Source organism: Acinetobacter sp. AB03, from assembly GCF_058107045.1.
The window spans coordinates 1,353,116-1,372,139 of sequence record NZ_JBUEBA010000002.1 but is presented as its reverse complement, the minus strand read 5'-3'; the positions used below and the strand labels follow the sequence as shown (position 1 = coordinate 1,372,139).

The window sequence follows — 19,024 nt, the reverse complement described above, 5'->3', positions numbered from 1 at the left end:
AAATATGAATGATTCTCAACATCATAGAGGAAAGTGAATTTTTTTTTATAGTAATTTGGTGAAAAATAGCATTTTAATCAATGCTTATTTTTCACCAGTAGTTTTAATTTAAGAGAATTAAAACTTAATCCAAGTAAAGTTCAGCCGTCATATATAACTTGGCATAGCCAGAAATTTGGATCCGTGTTTCAGACTGAATATCACAGTAAAGCAATCCACCACGGCTCGATGCCTGATAGGCAATCAATGAGGTTTTACCCAACTTCTCCGCCCAGAGTGGTGCAAGACCTGTATGCATGGAACCTGTCACAGGGTCTTCATTGATGCCTTTATGCGGTGCGAAATAACGCGCGATATAGTCATAGTCTTGAGACGTTGAAGTCAGGGTAACATCCAAGTTTTCAGCAGTAATCGCAGTACTGACTTTATGCTTTTCTGCCAGTTGACGAATTTTATCTAAGTTCGGTTTGGCATCCTTAACAGCCTGCTCAGACTCACACACTAAAATATAAGCCTGTGGGTTTAAATAGACTTCTTTAATTTCACAATCGACCAATTCATGAATTTCCGCAGGATAGTCTTCTAACTTTTGAGGTGCACGAATTGGAAAATTCATATGAATCTTGCCATCAATGTCTTGATCAATGATAAAAACACCCAAGTCTTTTACATGAAACTGGATACGTTTGGCATCGGTATAATCCCGAAACAGGACGAAACTACTGGCTAAAGTCGCGTGCCCACAAAAGTCCACTTCAACCTGAGGAGTGAACCAACGAATTTCATAGTTTTCAGCATCAATGACTTTCACAAAAGCCGTTTCTGCCAAATTATTTTCCAAGGCAATATTCTGCATCAAATCTACTGCTAACCATTCATCCCGTACAATCACAGCGGCAGGATTACCTTTAAATAATTCAGTTGTAAAGGCATCGACTTGATACATTTTCATCGTTTTTCTCCTAAATTGAAGCTTTATTTTGCAAAAAACTGAGTAAAAAAGTAGATACAGTTTTTAGTCATTTATGGATACACGCCCAATAAAAAGAAGCCTAATCATGAAGATAGGCTTCTTTTCAGTTCATAAGCTATAATTTTCCAGCTTAGACTTCTTTTAAGTCTACATTGTCTTGCTCAAAAATACGCTTATCGGTTTGACCTAAGACTTGGCTGGTCACGACACCTGCGGTCATAGAACCATTCACATTCAAAGCTGTGCGCCCCATATCAATTAAAGGCTCAATTGAAATAAGCAGTGCAACCAAAGTCACAGGCAAGCCCAGCATCGGCAGGACAATCAGTGCTGCAAATGTTGCTCCACCACCTACACCAGCCACCCCAATCGAGCTCAAGGTCACGACACAAACCAAAGTCAAAATCCAAAGTGGATCGAGTGGATTAATACCCACTGTCGGTGCAACCATAACGGCTAACATTGCAGGATACAGCCCCGCACAGCCGTTTTGCCCAATGGTCGTACCAAATGATGCTGAAAAGCTAGCAATCGACTCTGGTACGCCCAGACGTCGTGTTTGCGCTTCAATATTTAAAGGAATACTCGCAGCACTTGAACGGCTGGTAAATGCAAAGGTCAGCACAGGCCAAACCTTTTTAAAGAACTGAATTGGGTTCACACCTGTGAGCGCCAAAATCACGGCGTGCACGATAAACATAATCGCCAAACCGATATAAGACGCAACCAAGAAGCCACCTAAGTTTAAGATGTCTGCCATTTTAGAGTTGGCCACAATATTGGTCATGAGTGCGAACACACCATAAGGCGTGAGCATCATAATTAGACGCACCAACTTCATGACCCACGCTTGCAAGATGTCAATTGCAGACAACAGTTTTTGCCCTTTCTCAGCATCCGCTTTCATGAGGTTCAAGCCTGCAATGCCTAAAAACACTGCAAAAATGACTACACTGATAATTGAGGTTGGATGTGCCCCTGTCAGCTCGGCAAAAGGATTGCTCGGAATAAATGACAGAAATAAATCAGGCACTTGCAAGTCAGCCACTTGCCCGACATAGTCAGTTTGAATCGTATTTAAACGTTCAGTTTCTTGTGTCCCTTGCACTAAACCTGCCGCAGTTAAGCCGAACAGATTGGTCACCACCACACCGACAAATGCAGCAATCGCTGTGGTAAATAACAAAGTCCCAATACTGATAAAACTAATTTTACCCAATGAACCCGCATCGTGCAGCTTAATCACAGCGCCTAAAATGGAAACAAATACCAAAGGCATCACCACCATTTGTAGTAGTTTGACATAGCCTTTACCGACCAAATTAAACCACTGTACCGACTCTTGCAGTACAGGCGAATGCGTACCATAAAACCCATGTAAAGCGAGGCCAAAAACAATACCAAGACAGACACCTGCCAGTACTTTCTTCGCTAAACTCCAATCGGTTTTACGGGTTTGGCCCAGTAAAAAAAGCAATGCAATAAAAATGATGACATTGACGATTAAGGGGATATTCATATTGTTTCCCTAAATGATGCTGTCATAATTATAAATCAAAATTTAAACGGGCTTACTGTTTTGCGCCATATTCCACGCTGAATGTACAAATTTAGACTGAATTGGCAGTTTTAGAATGTGGTATAAAGCATTTAAACGGCTGTTAAAGTGTTCTTTTACATGAATCAATCTTTGCTTAATCCTCACATTCTGCCCGTCCCTTTAGAAAAAGCATATCGGCTACTCAACCACGGCCCAACCGTGCTAGTTTCCAGTCAAGATGATAAAAGCACCGATGTCATGGCCGCGGCTTGGGCATGCGCTCTAGAGTTTAGCCCAGCCAAAGTGACGGTTGTACTGGATAAATCGACAAAAACCCGCAGTATCATTGAAAAATCGGGTTTGTTTGCGCTGCAAGTCCCTACACTTAAACAGCTGAAAATGGTCTACGCACTAGGCATGATCAGTCAATATGATGCTCCTGAAAAGTTACGTCAGTGTGGGGTCGAACTTTTTCAGTTTGGTCACAGCCCAATTCCAGTGGTTGAAGGCTGTAGTGCATGGATTCTGTGTGAACTCATTCCTGAACCGCATAATCAGCAGCAGCATGACTTATTTATTGGCAAAGTCATTGCCGCTTATGCAGATGATCGTGTTTTTAGAGATGGGCATTGGTACTACCATGAAGCCGCAGATGAATGGAAAAGCATCCATCATGTTGCAGGCGGGCATTTTTATACCATTGGTGATGCAGTGGATATCAATCAACTCAAAGATACTGATTAAATTGACTGCGCCTTTACTCCGCTCGACTAAAGGTGGACATCACCCGATTGTTTTATTGTAAATTTCATCTTATAGTTCAAGTGTATTTTTTAAACAAATAGTCAAATTATGATGAACAGGACGTTCTCAAGCACCGTACAACTTAGTCTCTTTCTCTGTCTGAGTATGTGCTTGGGAATTGGCATCTTACGTTTTTCTTATACCGCTCTACTGCCGTCCACTCGCGAAGCCTATGAATGGTCACACAATTTCGCCAGCCTACTCGGTAGCGCCAATCTGCTGGGCTATCTGATCGGCGCATTTTGGGCGATGAAGTTGCCACAAAATGCAAAAATGCCGATCTATATCATTTTTGCTGCGCTCTTTGGTTCAATCAGCCTGTTTGCCTGTGCATTTGCGCATTTTAACGAAGTTTGGTATTTGGTGTGGCGCATCATTTCAGGTATCGGCGGTGGTTTGCTGATGATTCTATCGCCCAGTATTGTGGCGCAGTGCAGTGAGTTACAGCACCGTTTTAAAATTAATCTCATTGGATTTAGCGGAATAGGAATTGGTGTATTGGCAGCCACGCTGTTTATGCCGTATTTAAACCGTATTGCAATCAGTAGCGCATGGTTCATTCTCTGTGGCTTTGCATTTGTCATTACATGGTTATTATGGATACTGGTTCGTCCTTTCCAAAAGCAACTGCACAGCATCCCTACAAGCCAGCCCCAAACTCATACAGTGAATAAAATTTACTATAGCTTACTCATTGTTTATGCCTGCAGTGCCTTTGCGTATATTCCCCATTCTTTGTTTTGGATTGATTACTTAAGCCATGTTTTAACGCTAAATTTATATTGGATCAATTTTAACTGGATTTTATATGGCTTAGGCAGTGCTCTAGGTGCAGCGACAGCTTATGCTTTAGCGCGTAAATTTGGCAACTTTCACGCTTTAAAGATTTTATACAGTGTCTATATTGCGGCAGTTTTTATTGCGGTTCTGAGTTTCTCGCCTATATTTACGCTCCTGTCTTCATTTCTCACAGGCCTACTGAACCCTGCGGTGGTCTTTCTCACCTCCTACACCATCTTACAACTCTACGGCTTGGCCTATAAAAAGTTGTGGAGTATGGCGACACTTAGCTTTGCAACGGTCCAACTGGTCGGTGGTTTAAGTTTTAGTACCTTGCAGCATTTGGGTTGGTCATATCACTTTCAGTTTATGCTTGCTGCGGGAGTTCTCGGTTTAGGAACATTGCAACTATTTTACTTTACCCGTAGGACATCCACCTCCAATCCAACAACTAAAAAAGAGGCCTTTTAATCCTTCACATAGAAGGAAATCGAAAAAGAGTTGTAGATTCCGTTATAAAGGGCCGTCCATGTTAAATACCTGTGATATTTTTAACTTACCTCTAAATACTACAAATGTACGGTTTAAGAATAAGAAAAGAACCCAATTGATGTGCCTTCTATAACCAATAGAATGAACGCATTCAAACTTTTACAGTTTTAGATCAAAGCTCTGTTATTTCAATGCATTTAAAGTTAAATATGGATAAGGATTCACAGCTCCTTTTCCAGTCCTATAAATTCCATAGTGCAAATGTGGTGGCGTATTTTTGGCATTGCCAGTGTTCCCGACATAGCCCAATACTTCTCCCACTTCAACCCAATCACCCGTTTGAATATCAGGTGCATAAGCATCTAAATGTGCATAGTAGTGACGGCTTAAGTTTGGTCCCATTATCCATACTACTTGTCCACCTAGACTATTGAGGCCGACATCCAAGACAATGCCTGATGTAGCACTTAAGACAGGTGTTCCGCGTTTAGCGAAGATATCAATACCTTGATGTTTTCGTCCCTGACCACGTGCTGCCCCCCAAGTATCTTGTATCTGCTTATGGCTTACACCTTGTACAGGCACATTTAAGTTTTTCTCTAAAGGTGTCTTATATAACTGCCAATATAAATATGGATAACTCAAACCCGCTGCTTCACCCGAAGCCGGCGGCTGACATCCACTCATCAGCAGACTTATACTTAAAATAGCTCCACTCAGAACTAAACGAGACATGATTCAACTACTCAGCTAATTTTTAGATATTAAAATAAGATAAAGTTACCTTTTCATACTAAATGCCTCATATATTGAAAGATATCTCTCTTCATATTGCGTCTTTTGAATATTAACAAGTTCTGCTTGCTGTTTAACACCCTCTTTCATCTCATCAATCTGAAGTTGTAACGCTTTTTCTTGTTGCTCTAAAGCTTTAGTATTTTGATCTAACTGCTTGCCCTGCTGTATATAACCTAAAATTAGCCAAAAGAATGCAATAGGTGCAAAAATACCCGCAAGAAAATCACCCAATTCATTGAGTGTTGCAGGCAGATTATAACTATTACTTTGACTGAATACATAAATTCCTAGAAACCAAATCAAAGTAGCTATTACCCCAAAAATTAAACTCTTTTTATTCATATCTCAATTAGATCACTCAAGCATTATTAATTTATAGTTATAACAAACATCTGATATTAAAAAACATCATCAAATTTTTTAAATAGAAAGCATAAAGTACTATAAAAAAAGCCGACGCATATGCATCGGCTTTTTTCACTTCACCGGTAAATTTACCGATTTAGTTTTGACTTAAATCGCTTCAAGTGCAGCGTTCAAAGTCTCGCTTGGACGCATTACAGCATTTACTTTAGCTGTATCTACAGCATAGTAACCACCGATGTCAGCAGCTTGACCTTGAACTTGAGCAAGTTCAGCAATGATCTTGTCTTCGTTTTCAGCAAGTGCTTTCGCAAGTGGAGCAAACTTCGCTTTCAACTCAGCATCTTCATCTTGTGCAGTAAGCGCTTCAGCCCAGAACTTCGCTAAATAGAAGTGGCTGCCACGGTTATCTAGCTCGCCTGTACGACGTGATGGAGACTTGTCGTTATCAAGTAATTTGCCTGTCGCTTGGTCTAAAGTCTTCGCAAGAAGTTTCGCCTGAGCGTTATCTTCTTTAATGCCTAGCTCTTCTAAAGAAACAGCAAGCGCCAAGAACTCACCTAAAGAATCCCAACGTAAGTGGTTTTCTTCAACAAGCTGTTGTACGTGTTTAGGCGCTGAACCACCCGCACCAGTTTCGTACATACCACCGCCCGCCATTAACGGAACGATAGACAACATTTTCGCTGAAGTACCCAATTCCATAATTGGGAACAAGTCAGTCAGGTAGTCACGTAAAATGTTACCCGTTACAGAAATCGTATCTAGGCCACGCGCTACACGTTCAAGTGTATAACGCATTGCACGTACTTGAGACATGATCTGAATGTCTAAACCAGCAGTGTCGTGGTCTTTCAAGTATTTTTGTACTTTCTTGATCACTTCATTTTCGTGCGGACGGTATGGATCTAACCAGAAGATTGCTGGCATACCCGAGTTACGAGCACGGTTTACTGCAAGTTTTACCCAATCTTGAATCGGTGCATCTTTCACCTGACACATACGCCAGATGTCGCCTTCCTCAACATTTTGAGTCATCAACACTTCGCCAGTTTCTAGGTCAGTGATGTTTGCAACACCCGCTTCAGACATTTCGAAAGTTTTGTCGTGCGAACCGTATTCTTCAGCTTTTTGTGCCATCAAACCAACGTTAGGCACAGTACCCATCGTACGTGGATCGAAGTTACCATTCCACTTACAGAAATTGATCATTTCTTGGTAGATACGCGCAAAAGTTGACTCAGGCATTACTGCTTTACAGTCATAAGGTTTGCCGTCAGCGCCCCACATTTTACCGCCACCACGAATCATTGCAGGCATTGAAGCATCTACAATTACGTCGTTTGGTGAATGGAAGTTGGTGATGCCTTTCGCCGAATCAACCATTGCAAGTGCAGGACGGTGTTCTTGGCAAGCATGTAAGTCTTCGATGATTTCTTCACGTAAAGACGTCGGTAAAGTTGCGATCTTCTCGTAAAGACCAGCCATACCGTTGTTTACGTTAATGCCTAGCTCATCGAACAATTTACCGTGTTTTTCAAAAGCATCTTTGTAGTAAATTTTCACACAGTGACCGAAAACGATCGGATGTGAAACTTTCATCATGGTTGCTTTCACGTGTAAAGAGAACAAAATGCCCGCTTCTTTACAATCATCAAGTTCTTTTTCATAGAAATCGCAAAGCGCTTTCTTGCTCATGAACATTGAGTCAATGATTTCGCCGTCTTGAAGTGCAACTTTTGACTTCAGAACAATCGTTTCACCAGACTTGGTGATGAGTTCCATTTTCACATTACGTGCACGGTCTAAAGTCATCGATTTTTCACCGTGGTAGAAGTCGCCTTCATCCATGTGAGAAACGTGAGTTTGAGACCATTGCTTCCACTCGCTCATAGAGTGCGGGTGTTTTTTCGCATAGTTTTTCACTGCAGCTGGTGCACGACGGTCAGAGTTACCTTCACGCAATACAGGGTTTACAGCTGAACCAAGACATTTGCCATAGCGTGCTTTAAGCGCTTTTTCATCTTCAGTGGTTGGGTTTTCAGGATAGTCAGGAATCGCGTAGCCTTTTGATTGAAGCTCTTTGATACATGCTGTTAACTGAGCAACAGAGGCACTAATATTCGGGAGTTTGATGATATTAGTATCTGGATCTTGAGTAAGACGACCTAGTTCTGCAAGATTGTCTGGGACTTTTTGCTCTTCTTTTAGGTATTCAGAGAATTCTGCGAGAACACGTGCGGCAACAGAGATATCAGTTTTAACGATCTCTACACCAGCAGGTTTAGTAAAGGTCTCAATGATCGGCAGTAGCGAATAAGTCGCTAGCAATGGCGCCTCGTCGGTCAGTGTGTAAATGATGGTTGACTTTCCACCAGCCATATATAGCCCCTTGCGTTAGATTGAGTTTTTTAGGGTGATGAGCTTCTGGCTCAACCCCTGCGAACCGATGTGCTTGAATAAAACCCTGAAAGTATCGTCCCTCAGGGCTTTACAGTCAACGTAATATCCAGTGATAACGACATTTCGCCAGAAAATACCACTACAGCCTTCGTTTTTCAAAAACACGCCTTTCCACAAGGCTTTAGCTTTTGCTTAGCAAATAAACAAATTTTTTAGCGAAATGTGTTATTTACCTCATTTAAGCCACAACAACAGATACTTTTCACATAATACAGTCTTCAAATCGTTTTACAGTCTTGTAGCCCTACATGCATCAGAATGACTTTTCTCAGCGCTAAATTTAAATCGGCAGAGCCATTCGACATGCTGCAGCTTAAATATTGATACATAAACCCTCTACGCGTACTCCTCATTTTTTACATTTTTAAACCTATGATTTTTATATGGTTGGTTAAACTGAATCTTTTTTCTGCAACGGTAAGGGTCAATTCAATGCTAAAAATGCTACTCCCACTCATTGGACTTGGTTTTTCTTCTTGGTGTTTTGCTCAAAATCCATTGAGCGTTCATGTGCTGAATTTGGAAAATGGTCTCCCTTCTGCCAATGTCAAAGTGACACTTGAAGCCCAACAAAATGATAAATGGACAGAAATCAGCTCAAGTACGACCGATGACCAAGGTCGAATCAATGATTTATATCCCAAAGATGCGGCCTTACAAAAAGGTGTATACAAAGTTACCTTTAAAACGGGTGATTGGTTTCGCCAAAAAAATCAGCGCTCATTCTTTCCAGAAGTGCCCGTGGTATTTGTAATTGATGGCTCATTAGATCATTACCATATCCCGCTGTTAATTAGCCAATATGGCTATTCCACTTACCGTGGTAGCTAGTGCAATAAATAAGCGCATAAAAAACCGATGTCTAGGCATCGGTTTTTATCTCAACAGAATCAAATAAAGTGGCTTAGGGATTAAGCCTTGAACCACTTCTCTGCTTTCACTTGGTCTTCAACTTTTAATTCAACTTCAGTCAGCTCTGAGCCAGCAGCTTTTACGTCAAAGCTCATCAACTCATCACGGCGGAATGCCAAAATGTTATACGTACCTTCTTGCTTGGCATACTTTTCTACCAGTTTCACCGTTGCTTTGAGACCATCAATCGCAATGATCACATCATGGGTAGAAAGGCCAGCTTGAGCAGCAGCACCATCACGACGTGCGCTTTGCACCAACACGCCTTCTGGCTTATCTACAAGCTTTAAACCTAACGGTAATGACTTATTATTTTTCAGGCTATAGCTTAAACCAAACTCAGGGAAAAGTTGATCCAGCGGCAACTCATCGGTGGTGTTAATTAAGTGATTGATTTGCTCAATCCAGTTATCACCCGTCAGCTCATTACACAGCTCTACAATCGTACGCTCATGTACTTGTATGCCCTTTTGCGCGTTCTCATAAAGTTTACGCATAAGCGCGTCTAGGCTTGAACCACGTAAGCGCAAACCTAAGTCTAAACATAGGGCAACCAAACAGCCTTTGTTGTAATAGCTGGTGCCTGCATTGTTCGAGTTTTCATCCTGACGGTAAAATTTCACCCATGCATCGAAGCTAGACTCAGACACAGACTGAACAAAACGACCCGGGTTTTGTAAATAACGATCAATCTGCGTTTTGAGTAGTTTGATATATGAGGCTTGGGAAATCACACCACTACGTAGCAAAATCAGGTCATCATAATAAGACGTGAAACCTTCAAAAATCCAAAGCAAAGAGGTATAGCCTTCTTTATTTAGATCATAATTGACAAAGTTTTCAGGACGAATGAATTTAACCAACCATGAGTGGAAGTATTCATGACTACATAAACCTAAGAAACGTTGATAGTCTTCAGACGGCTCTTCAGGCTCGTTAGCTTTTGGTAAGTCTTCACGTGGACTAATCAAGCTGGTTGAATTTGGATGCTCCAAACCACCATAACTATTTGCTGTCGCCATCGTCATAAAGGTGTAGTTTGAAAATGGCGCTGAGCCAAACATTGAAATTTCTGTTGCACAGATTTTTTCAATGTCTTGCTGCATACGTGCAGCATTCATGGCATGTTTACCTGACACCACAAACTCGTGCGGAATGCCATTGGCTTCAAAACTAAAGCGCGTCTGTTCTGCCAACTCAAATGGTGCATCAATTAGCTCGGCATAGTTTTTGGCTTTTAAAGTAAAACGACCTTTGACAAGGCTTTTTGAAGCCATACCGGTGGCCAATTGGAAGTGTTTTAGCTCATCAGGAAGGAACAATTCAACTTCAACTGCTTTGTCCTCTTGACCCTCCAAACCTAAGCAAGCACATGCGGGGTTTACATATAAACGGGTTTGATCTACATACGCACCGCGCACCGACAGATCATAGGCATAGGCATAGGCATCATACTCAACCGTAATCAATTCATGGTCGGTATTAAAAAGACGCCATTTATTCTTTTCAAATTTTTGAATTTCTAACAAACGCCCTTCTTCATCATAAGCACGAACCGACTCTATATGCTTTGAAAACTCGCGAATGAGGTAACTACCCGGAATCCAAGTCGGTAATGAAAGTACCTGTGTTGGGTCTGCTACAAAACGTAAAGTCACGTGTATAAGGTGTTGACGATAATCGTCAAATTCGATCTGATAATGCAACATAATGGGCGATACAAAATAAAATGAAATGAGTTATAACTTAGCTTAGCATTATTTACGCCAGTTTTGCGTCACAGTCACATTTGTCTGCATTTTTGACTGGTCATTGAAGTAAAAAAGGCATAGCATTTGCAGCTGTTTTAAGTTTAAAAGTCACGGAATGGCTTGGTTAGGGAATTTCATTGAAAGCTGTCATCTACTTCATCGCTACACTCTTCGCCTTATGTTCAAGTTTCACTCAAGCGGCATTGCTCAACATTGTTCCTGAAACAGTTGAAGCTCAAGCTTGGACAGTTTTTGACAGCCAATCGGGGCAAGTCATTGCAGAGCATAATAGTCATGTTCAACGTGCGCCCGCTTCGCTCACCAAAATGATGGTGGCTTATATTGCACTCAAAGAAATTAATGCAGGGAAGCTCAATAAGAGCGAAATTCTTACCGCAACACCTGTGGTCAGTACGGTGATGTGGGATGAGTCCCAAATGTACTTAAAACAAGGTGAACAGATTTCTGTGGATCAGCTTTTAGCGGGTTTAGTGGTCATGTCTGCCAACGACGCAGCAGTGACTTTAGCGGAACGCATCTCTGGTGATATTCCAAACTTTGTTGCACGAATGAACCAAGAAGCCAAAGCACTGGGAATGACTGAAACGCATTTCCAAAACCCTGCGGGTATCACCATGCCAGAGCACTATTCGACCGCACATGATTTAGCGCTATTAGGCCAAGCCTTAGTGAATGAAACGCCAGACTATTTATACTATTCAAAACAGCAAAGTTTTAGCTATAACCAACGCTTTCACCGTGCAACCAATATTCTGTTAAAACAAGACCCGACAGTAGATGGCTTAAAAACAGGTTATACCAAAGCAGCGGGATACAATTTAGCACTGACAGCAAACCGCCCGACCATGAATACAGATAATCCAAACCGTCGTTTGGTGGTCATCGTTTTAGGTACAGAAAGTGCAGCAAAACGCGCTGAAGTTGCTCACAATCTCATGAATTTGTCTTATACCTATACTCGCAATGAAGTTGCACTGAAAGATAAGCAAATTATCGCAGAACTGCCTGTAGTCAAATCGACATTGAAAATGTTCAAAGTGGAAAGTAAGCAACCGAAAATTGTGACCACATCATTGTACGAGCAACCATATGCCATTGACTTACATGCCTTTGACCAGACCAACCAACGCATTATGCTCAATACAGGCAATGGCACTATTCAACGCATTGATCCATTAGAGTCTACAAAAACGCATTTCAATATTGAAGTGTTACAAAACAAGCTGACCGCTCCGCTGGCTGAAGTGATGCAACTGGCGAAAGTGCAGGTTTATCAAAACAATCAGCTCATTCAAACGTTTACCATTGAAGAAGATGTACAAATTGAAGAAGCCAATATTTTCCAGCGACTAATGTTTTGGTTCAAAGGCTTGTTTCCATTTTTATCAAGCGATGAACCTAAAGTAAAAACCTATACACTCGGTTAAGTTCGAGCAGTATTCCGAGTTTTATACTTTATGTAACTTGTAAGACAATCTAATTATCAATAAATCAAGAAGATGGCATATTCAATGTCATCTTCTTTTTTTTAATAATAAATAGGTTGCTTTATATGGCTGTACAAACAGAACAAGTGCCACACCATATTGTTATTATTGGCGGTGGAGCTGGTGGTCTAGAGTTAGCAACGCAACTCGGTGACAGCTTCGCAAAATCCAAGTGGGTGAAAATCACCCTCGTCGATCAAAACCTCACCCACATCTGGAAACCCTTACTCCACGAAATTGCGGCAGGTACACTCAACCCAAGTGTTGAAGAAATTAATTATTTTGCACATGCGTCTAAACATCACTATGAGTTTGTTTTGGGTCGTTTTGTCGGCTTAGACCAAGAACATAAACAAGTAAAACTTGAAGCACGCCAATATGCCAAACAAAGCACGGAAACCACACAGTTTGAACTCAACTACGACACCTTAGTCCTAGCAGTCGGTTCGACCTCTAACGACTTTTCGACCGAAGGTGCTAAACATTACTGCCACTTCCTCGACAGTCGCCAGCAAGCTGAAATTTTCCAGCAAGACCTTCTACATTTGTATTTAGATGCACAAAACCGCCCTGAAACACGCGCACTAAATATTGCGATTATTGGTGCAGGTGCCACAGGAGTCGAGCTTGCAGCCGAATTGGTCCATGCGAAAAGTACTTTTTTTAAATACGGTCTCAATAAAATTGACCCAAATAAAGTCAAAGTGACCTTGATTGAAGCAGCGGATCGTATTCTTCCCGCCCTATCCACTAAAATGGCAACACACACACATACCCAATTGGAAAAGCTTGGCGTTGAAGTCCTCACCCATCACCGTGTTGCCAAGTTAGATAAAGACCATGTCTATTTTGCCAATGGCTCACAAATCGATGCCGATCTTAAAGTTTGGGCAGCGGGCATCAAAGCGCCTGTCGTTTTAAATGCGCTTGAAGGCTTTCAAAAAGATGCGATTGGACGTCTTAAAGTCTATGCAACTTTGCAAACCCGTTCCGACCCCAACATTTTTGCCTTTGGTGATTGCGCCCACTGCCAGCCCGCAGCCGATGAACCAGTCCTTGGCCCACGTGCTCAAGTGGCGAGCCAACAAGCGGCCTTTTTGCTTCGAGCGCTTAAAGCACGCATTCGTGATCAGTCTTTGCCGATGTTTAAATTTTCTGACAAAGGCTCTTTGGTTTCCCTCAGTCAATATAAAGCTGTCGGCGAACTACTGGGCCAAGTCAATGTGCAAGGCGTGCTGGCAAAAACCATGTATGTTTCTTTATATCGACTCCATCAGGCCACCTTACATGGCTATACCCAAGCTGGGCTGATGACCGCAAAAGACCTGATGAATAAAAAAGTCGGTCCGAAAATAAAATTGCATTGAAATCTAAAAATGCGTCCCCACTAATAAAAAAACGCCATAAGAACGTGGAAAATGCAGTTTTTTTGCTAAATTTAGTCTACAAAAGCTGCTTTTCACTTTATGATATACCCCTTAAATTCTAAATGAATGGACGAAAAACATGACTGCTATCGCAAATGATCACGTGGTTTCTTTCAACTACAAATTGACTAACGCTGAAGGCGAAACGCTAGACCAATCACAAGGTGAACCACTTGCATATTTGCACGGCGCAGGTAACATCATCCCAGGTTTAGAAAATGCATTGCTAGGCAAAACTGTAGGTGAAAAATTCACTGTTACTGTTCCTGCTGCTGAAGGTTATGGCGAATACAACCCTGAACTCGTTCAAGAAGTTCCAGCGCAAATGTTCCAAGGCGTAGACAACATCCAAGCGGGTATGCAGTTCCAAGCTCAAACTGATGATGGCGTTCAAATCGTAACTGTAAAAGCAGTTGAAGGCGAAAACGTAATTGTTGATGCGAACTTCCCACTTGCTGGTCAAGACTTAACTTTCGAAGTTGAAATCGTAGAAATCCGCGATGCAACTGAAGAAGAATTACAGCACGGCCATGCGCACGGTGCTGGTGGTCACCACCACTAAGATTTAACAATCTTAAAAAAAGGGCGAAAGTTTAACTTCCGCCCTTTTTTTATTTTTGCATACTTGATCATTCGCGACGTATTTGAAAATCTGTAAATGTTTGCTGTCCTGAAGCAAGTTCTACAATGACCACATCCGTGACTACCGCATGAGTTGGCCCGACTTTAGCGCGATTCACCAGTTCGGCAACCACACCATCATGACCCAAAAGCAACGCTTCAACTGCACCTGAATCCAAATTCATTACATAACCCTTTAAACCTAAAGCAACAGCATATTGTGCAAACCAACGTCGATATCCAACACCCTGAACTTTTCCCGATATGGTCAGTTTTACTGCTTTCATACCGTATGCTCTCGGTTCACGACCGTATAAATAGCCTGACTCATTTGCTGCGCTTGTAAACCACGTTCACCTTGCTGAGCCAAAAGGTCACCTGCTTGGGCATGCAAGATCACAATTTGATGTAACGCAATGTCATCTTGCAACTGTGCTTTTAAACTGGCAATCATGCCTGCCAATACATCACCCATTCCACCTGTCCCCATCCCCGGATTACCTGCGGTACAAATCCAGAGTTGCGTATCTAAAATCAAGCTTCCTGAACCTTTCAGCACCCATTGTCCTGCATATTTTTTTTGTAAAGCATAAATCGCGGCAATACGGTCAGACTCCACCGCTGAGGTACTAATACCGAGCAAAGTCGCTGCCTCGCCAGGATGCGGTGTTGCGTACACCTGTTTGCCAAGCTTTACTGGCTTCTCAGCCAAAAACCATAAAGCATCTGCATCTAATACCAACTGCAAAGCACTGGTTTGAATGAGTGGAAACCATGCATCAAACTGCTGCTGAGCCCACGAGTCTCTTCCCAAGCCCATACCAAAACTGATTGCATCCACATGTGCCACCAACGCTTCACGCTCTTGTATGGACATTTGGTTAATATCACGCAGCATAATATTCGGTGCACGGGCTAAAATCGCAGTATGGTGTTTTGCATCACACACCACCGTCACCTTGCCTGCACCCGTATGAAAGGCTGCTTCTGCGGCTAATATCACCGCACCACCCATCTGTGCATGCCCCCCAATCACCAGTACATGCCCATAACTTCCTTTATGTCCAAAGGCTTGACGCGGTACAAGCTGCACATGCTGTGGAGCAAGTGAAGCCAAAGGTTTTAAAGCACTGTCTACAGGAAGTAGCGAAATAAGCGTGACCTCTCCTGAAAATGCTTTACCCTGTCCAGTAAATAAACCTACCTTTAGGCCGAGAGCCGTAAAAGTATAATCGGCGATAACTGCACAAGGTAAAGCTTGGCCCGTGTTGGCCTGTAAACCACTTGGAATATCAACGGCAATTTTTAAGCCTGTTTGTCTATTGATCTGTCGAATGACCGCTTGCCAGTCTGAACTCAGTTCACGGTTTAACCCAATGCCAAACAAAGCATCAATATAGGCATCATATGAATGTTGAAAAGTAAAACCGGTATGAATCATTATCCCCTGTTGCACAGCTGCTGCATGTGCTTGTTGCAGTGAAGTAGACTCTCCCAAAGCAGCTGCATAAATTTCAACGTCATAACCTTGCACTGCTAGATACGATGCAATCAAGTAACCATCACCTGCATTGTTGCCTTGACCACAACACACCGCAACGCTTTTGACCTGCTGCTGTTTAAGCCTAGGCAGCATCTGTTCAGTTGTTGCCCATGCGACTTGTTGCATCAACCCATAAGCACTATTTTGCTGCGCGAACCAACGCGCTTCCCATGCTTGAATCTCGCTGCTGTGGTACACTTGCTGATGCATGATTTTTCCTTTGTTCTTGGTTATGACAACATCCACATCTTCCTCAAAAATCCCTGTAGATCAATATGATCCAGAGCAGCTTAAGGCTTGGATTAAAGCTGAAGCACTGGCTTTGGGGTTTTCTGATTGTGTCATCGCCAAACCAGATGCTCAAGCTGAATTGCCGCGTTTTAAAAAATATTTAGAACTTGGTTATCATGGTGACATGCATTTTCTTGCTGAAAACTTAGAAAAACGCGCAGATCCAACACTGCTTGTTCCGGGCACCAAAAGCATTATTTGTGTGCGTATGGATTATTTAGTTGCCGTTCCTGAACCACGTCTTGTGCCTTTTGCACCAAATAGCGCCATCATTGCGCGTTATGCACGCGGACGTGACTATCACAAAGTCATGCGTGGGCGTTTAAAGACCCTTTCTCAGAAAATCAAAGCCAAAGTTGGTGATTTTGAATCTCGCCCATTTGCAGACTCAGCACCCATTTTTGAAAAATCATTGGCTGAAAATGCGGGCATGGGCTGGGTCGGTAAACACACCTTACTCATTCATAAAACATCAGGCTCATTTTTTGTCTTAGGCGAACTCTTTACCTCTTTAGAGCTACCTTTTGACCAAGCCACCACCAAACACTGTGGTTCATGTAGCGCATGTATTGATATTTGCCCGACCCAAGCCATTGTTGAGCCTTATTTATTAGATGCACGTAAATGCATTGCCTATTTAACTATTGAGTTTCAAGGCATTATTCCAGAAGAACTACGCCGCGGTATTGGTAACCGTGTGTTTGGTTGCGATGACTGCCAGCTCATTTGCCCGTGGAATAGCTTTGCCAAAACCACACCAATTGATGATTTTAACCCGCGTCATGGCTTGGATGACATTCAACTGATTGACCTTTGGCAATGGGATGAAAACACCTTTATGGCAAATACAGAAGGGAGTCCCCTACGTCGTACAGGCTACCAAAGCTTTATGCGTAACGTCGCGATTGGTCTAGGTAATGCACCATTTTCAGATGAAATATTGCAGCAATTACAAGCTTCTCGCCCAGAGCTTAACGATATTGTGCAAGTCCATATTGACTGGGCCACCAAAGAGCAACTGATGAAAAAGCACTAATACTTGCTTCAAACAGACTCAATCAATAAAAGTTCAATCAAATAGCCATTTGCTTGCATAATTTTATTTATTTTATCTATTTAGCTGCATTTTCAGTGTAACTCAAAATCTAAATAAATAGAATTTTGCGGCCAAATTTCCGAAAAATCGCTCAACTTTGCAACTATTTTTACAATCTCATAAAAAGATAAAATTAAAAACATAATCGGGAGATACTATTAAAACTGAGCAATAATGCCTTTTAAGTTGGCACGTTAAATGTATGATGTATACAAGTTAGAATTAAAAATGGATCGCCATTATGAACCTACGCAATGATTGGACGCGTGAAGAAATCGAAGCTTTGTATGATCAGCCTTTTCTTGATCTCGTCTTTCAAGCGCAGACCGTACATCGCCAACATTTCCAAGCCAATACCATTCAAGTCAGCACTTTATTGTCGATTAAAACAGGAAAATGTCCTGAAGACTGTAAGTATTGTTCTCAGTCAGCACGTTATGACTCAAAACTTGAAGCTGAAAAGCGAATTGCTGTAGACAAAGTTATTTCAGAAGCCAAAGAAGCTTTAGCCTCAGGCTCATCTCGTTTTTGTATGGGTGCAGCTTGGCGTAACCCACATGAACGTGACATGCCTTATGTACTAGAAATGGTTAAAGAAGTGAAAGCTCTTGGTTTAGAGACTTGCATGACTTTAGGGATGCTGAATGAGTCTCAAGCTGGACGTTTAAAAGATGCAGGTTTAGATTATTACAACCATAACCTCGACACTTCACGCGAGTATTATTCACATATTATTAGTACACGTACCTTTGACGACCGTTTAAATACCTTAGAATATGTCCGTCAAGCAGGTATGAAAGTGTGTAGCGGTGGTATCGTTGGTCTAGGTGAAAAGAAAGAAGACCGTATTGGTTTATTGCAAGAGCTTGCAACCATGCCAATTCACCCAGAATCTGTGCCAATCAACATGTTGGTTCCAATTGAAGGCACGCCACTGGCAGATGTTGAAAAACTCGATGTGACGGAATGGATTCGTACCATTGCAGTTGCGCGCATTATCATGCCGCACAGCTATATCCGCCTATCTGCAGGTCGTGAAGCACTTTCTGACTCAGACCAAGCTCTTGCATTTATGGCGGGTGCAAACTCGTTGTTCTCAGGTGAGAAACTACTGACCACACCAAATGCAGGCGAAGGAAAAGACCGTCAACTGTTCACCAAATTAGGTTTAGTGGCAGAAAAGCCAAAACCAACAGTGGCAGACCTCAGTCTAGATGCCATGGCAAGCTGATACTTAATATCTGCTAAGCACAAAAAAGCCCCTTATTTCAATATGGGGCTTTTTTAATGTCTATCTATTTAACCTTCAGATGACTGAGCAAAATTATGCGCAGTAATTAAAATGCCATAACTGGCATTCAGATAATCGCCTTGGAATATCTCATCTTCACCATTGGCATGGCATACGGTTAAGGTTTGGCGAATCGCGTCATAGTGAAAAGAATCAAAACACTCTTGATGCTGACACAGCCAACTTAAGGTATCACTCAGATTATCATCGACAATATAAGTCTGTGCTTGAAAATTTTTAGTCATCATCTGTATACGCTAACACTGTTATTCGGCTATTGTAAGCCGTTCTGCGTCAATTCAGTCGAACTAAGCCATAAAAAAATACAGGCATTAAAAAGTGAGCCTACGCTCACTTTTTCTTAAGATGAT

The 19,024-nt window shown here is 42.0% G+C and carries 17 protein-coding genes; 8 read left to right on the top strand and 9 right to left on the bottom strand.

Annotated elements, in window-relative coordinates:
- Positions 1 to 124: 124 nt before the first annotated feature.
- Entirely contained in the window at positions 125 to 952 is an 828-nt protein-coding gene (locus ACY3FQ_RS06990; RefSeq protein ID WP_126036881.1) for a PhzF family phenazine biosynthesis protein, read from the bottom strand.
- Between the two features lie 151 nt (positions 953 to 1,103).
- Positions 1,104 to 2,492, bottom strand: a complete 1,389-nt coding sequence (locus ACY3FQ_RS06985; RefSeq protein ID WP_489773752.1) for an L-cystine transporter — start codon at positions 2,490 to 2,492, stop codon at positions 1,104 to 1,106.
- 159 nt (positions 2,493 to 2,651) lie between these two features.
- On the opposite strand from ACY3FQ_RS06985, the gene ACY3FQ_RS06980 reads away from it, so the two are divergent.
- On the top strand, positions 2,652 to 3,257 hold the full coding sequence (locus ACY3FQ_RS06980) for a flavin reductase family protein (protein ID WP_489773751.1): 606 nt from the start codon (positions 2,652 to 2,654) through the stop codon (positions 3,255 to 3,257).
- Between the two features lie 108 nt (positions 3,258 to 3,365).
- Positions 3,366 to 4,568 (top strand): YbfB/YjiJ family MFS transporter, encoded by a 1,203-nt coding sequence (locus ACY3FQ_RS06975; protein ID WP_489773750.1) that lies wholly within the window; start codon positions 3,366 to 3,368, stop codon positions 4,566 to 4,568.
- Positions 4,569 to 4,772: 204 nt separating this feature from the next.
- On the opposite strand, the gene ACY3FQ_RS06970 is transcribed toward ACY3FQ_RS06975, so the two are convergent.
- From ACY3FQ_RS06970 to ACY3FQ_RS06960, 3 genes are all read right to left on the bottom strand, one after another.
- Positions 4,773 to 5,324 (bottom strand): M23 family metallopeptidase, encoded by a 552-nt coding sequence (locus ACY3FQ_RS06970; protein ID WP_489773749.1) that lies wholly within the window; start codon positions 5,322 to 5,324, stop codon positions 4,773 to 4,775.
- A 45-nt stretch (positions 5,325 to 5,369) separates the two neighbouring features.
- The gene (locus ACY3FQ_RS06965; RefSeq protein WP_489773748.1) at positions 5,370 to 5,729 is read right to left on the bottom strand and encodes a hypothetical protein; all 360 of its coding nucleotides are present in this window, start codon (positions 5,727 to 5,729) and stop codon (positions 5,370 to 5,372) included.
- 171 nt (positions 5,730 to 5,900) lie between these two features.
- On the bottom strand, positions 5,901 to 8,132 hold the full coding sequence (locus ACY3FQ_RS06960; RefSeq protein ID WP_004696733.1) for an NADP-dependent isocitrate dehydrogenase: 2,232 nt from the start codon (positions 8,130 to 8,132) through the stop codon (positions 5,901 to 5,903).
- 513 nt (positions 8,133 to 8,645) lie between these two features.
- Between ACY3FQ_RS06960 and uraH the strand changes: the two genes are divergently transcribed.
- Entirely contained in the window at positions 8,646 to 9,044 is a 399-nt protein-coding gene (uraH, locus tag ACY3FQ_RS06955) for a hydroxyisourate hydrolase (RefSeq protein ID WP_184119219.1), read from the top strand.
- Positions 9,045 to 9,124: 80 nt separating this feature from the next.
- Here the strand turns inward: uraH and ACY3FQ_RS06950 are convergent, their stop codons facing one another.
- Positions 9,125 to 10,834 (bottom strand): M61 family metallopeptidase, encoded by a 1,710-nt coding sequence (locus ACY3FQ_RS06950; RefSeq protein WP_489773747.1) that lies wholly within the window; start codon positions 10,832 to 10,834, stop codon positions 9,125 to 9,127.
- Positions 10,835 to 11,013: 179 nt separating this feature from the next.
- On the opposite strand from ACY3FQ_RS06950, the gene ACY3FQ_RS06945 reads away from it, so the two are divergent.
- The 3 genes from ACY3FQ_RS06945 (at position 11,014) to slyD (ending at position 14,373) form a co-directional block, all read left to right on the top strand.
- Entirely contained in the window at positions 11,014 to 12,324 is a 1,311-nt protein-coding gene (locus ACY3FQ_RS06945) for a D-alanyl-D-alanine carboxypeptidase PBP6B (protein ID WP_489773746.1), read from the top strand.
- A 125-nt stretch (positions 12,325 to 12,449) separates the two neighbouring features.
- Entirely contained in the window at positions 12,450 to 13,751 is a 1,302-nt protein-coding gene (locus tag ACY3FQ_RS06940; protein ID WP_489773745.1) for an NAD(P)/FAD-dependent oxidoreductase, read from the top strand.
- 139 nt (positions 13,752 to 13,890) lie between these two features.
- Entirely contained in the window at positions 13,891 to 14,373 is a 483-nt protein-coding gene (slyD, locus tag ACY3FQ_RS06935; protein WP_004696728.1) for a peptidylprolyl isomerase, read from the top strand.
- A 67-nt stretch (positions 14,374 to 14,440) separates the two neighbouring features.
- Here slyD and ACY3FQ_RS06930 read toward each other — a convergent pair whose 3' ends face one another.
- Positions 14,441 to 14,719 carry an acylphosphatase gene (locus ACY3FQ_RS06930; protein WP_489773744.1) on the bottom strand — a complete coding sequence of 93 codons (279 nt, stop codon included), beginning with the start codon at positions 14,717 to 14,719 and terminating at the stop codon, positions 14,441 to 14,443.
- Positions 14,716 to 16,185 carry an NAD(P)H-hydrate dehydratase gene (locus tag ACY3FQ_RS06925; protein WP_489773743.1) on the bottom strand — a complete coding sequence of 490 codons (1,470 nt, stop codon included), beginning with the start codon at positions 16,183 to 16,185 and terminating at the stop codon, positions 14,716 to 14,718. The genes ACY3FQ_RS06930 and ACY3FQ_RS06925 overlap by 4 nt, the downstream gene beginning before the upstream one ends.
- Positions 16,186 to 16,207: 22 nt before the next feature.
- Here ACY3FQ_RS06925 and queG point away from each other — a divergent pair, with 22 nt between their 5' ends.
- Together queG and bioB are read left to right on the top strand one after the other, a co-directional pair.
- Positions 16,208 to 17,302 (top strand): tRNA epoxyqueuosine(34) reductase QueG, encoded by a 1,095-nt coding sequence (gene queG, locus ACY3FQ_RS06920; RefSeq protein ID WP_489773742.1) that lies wholly within the window; start codon positions 16,208 to 16,210, stop codon positions 17,300 to 17,302.
- 301 nt (positions 17,303 to 17,603) lie between these two features.
- Positions 17,604 to 18,593 (top strand): biotin synthase BioB, encoded by a 990-nt coding sequence (gene bioB, locus ACY3FQ_RS06915; protein ID WP_004981788.1) that lies wholly within the window; start codon positions 17,604 to 17,606, stop codon positions 18,591 to 18,593.
- 68 nt (positions 18,594 to 18,661) lie between these two features.
- Here bioB and ACY3FQ_RS06910 read toward each other — a convergent pair whose 3' ends face one another.
- Positions 18,662 to 18,898 carry a hypothetical protein gene (locus ACY3FQ_RS06910; RefSeq protein ID WP_489774397.1) on the bottom strand — a complete coding sequence of 79 codons (237 nt, stop codon included), beginning with the start codon at positions 18,896 to 18,898 and terminating at the stop codon, positions 18,662 to 18,664.
- Positions 18,899 to 19,024: the final 126 nt, after the last annotated feature.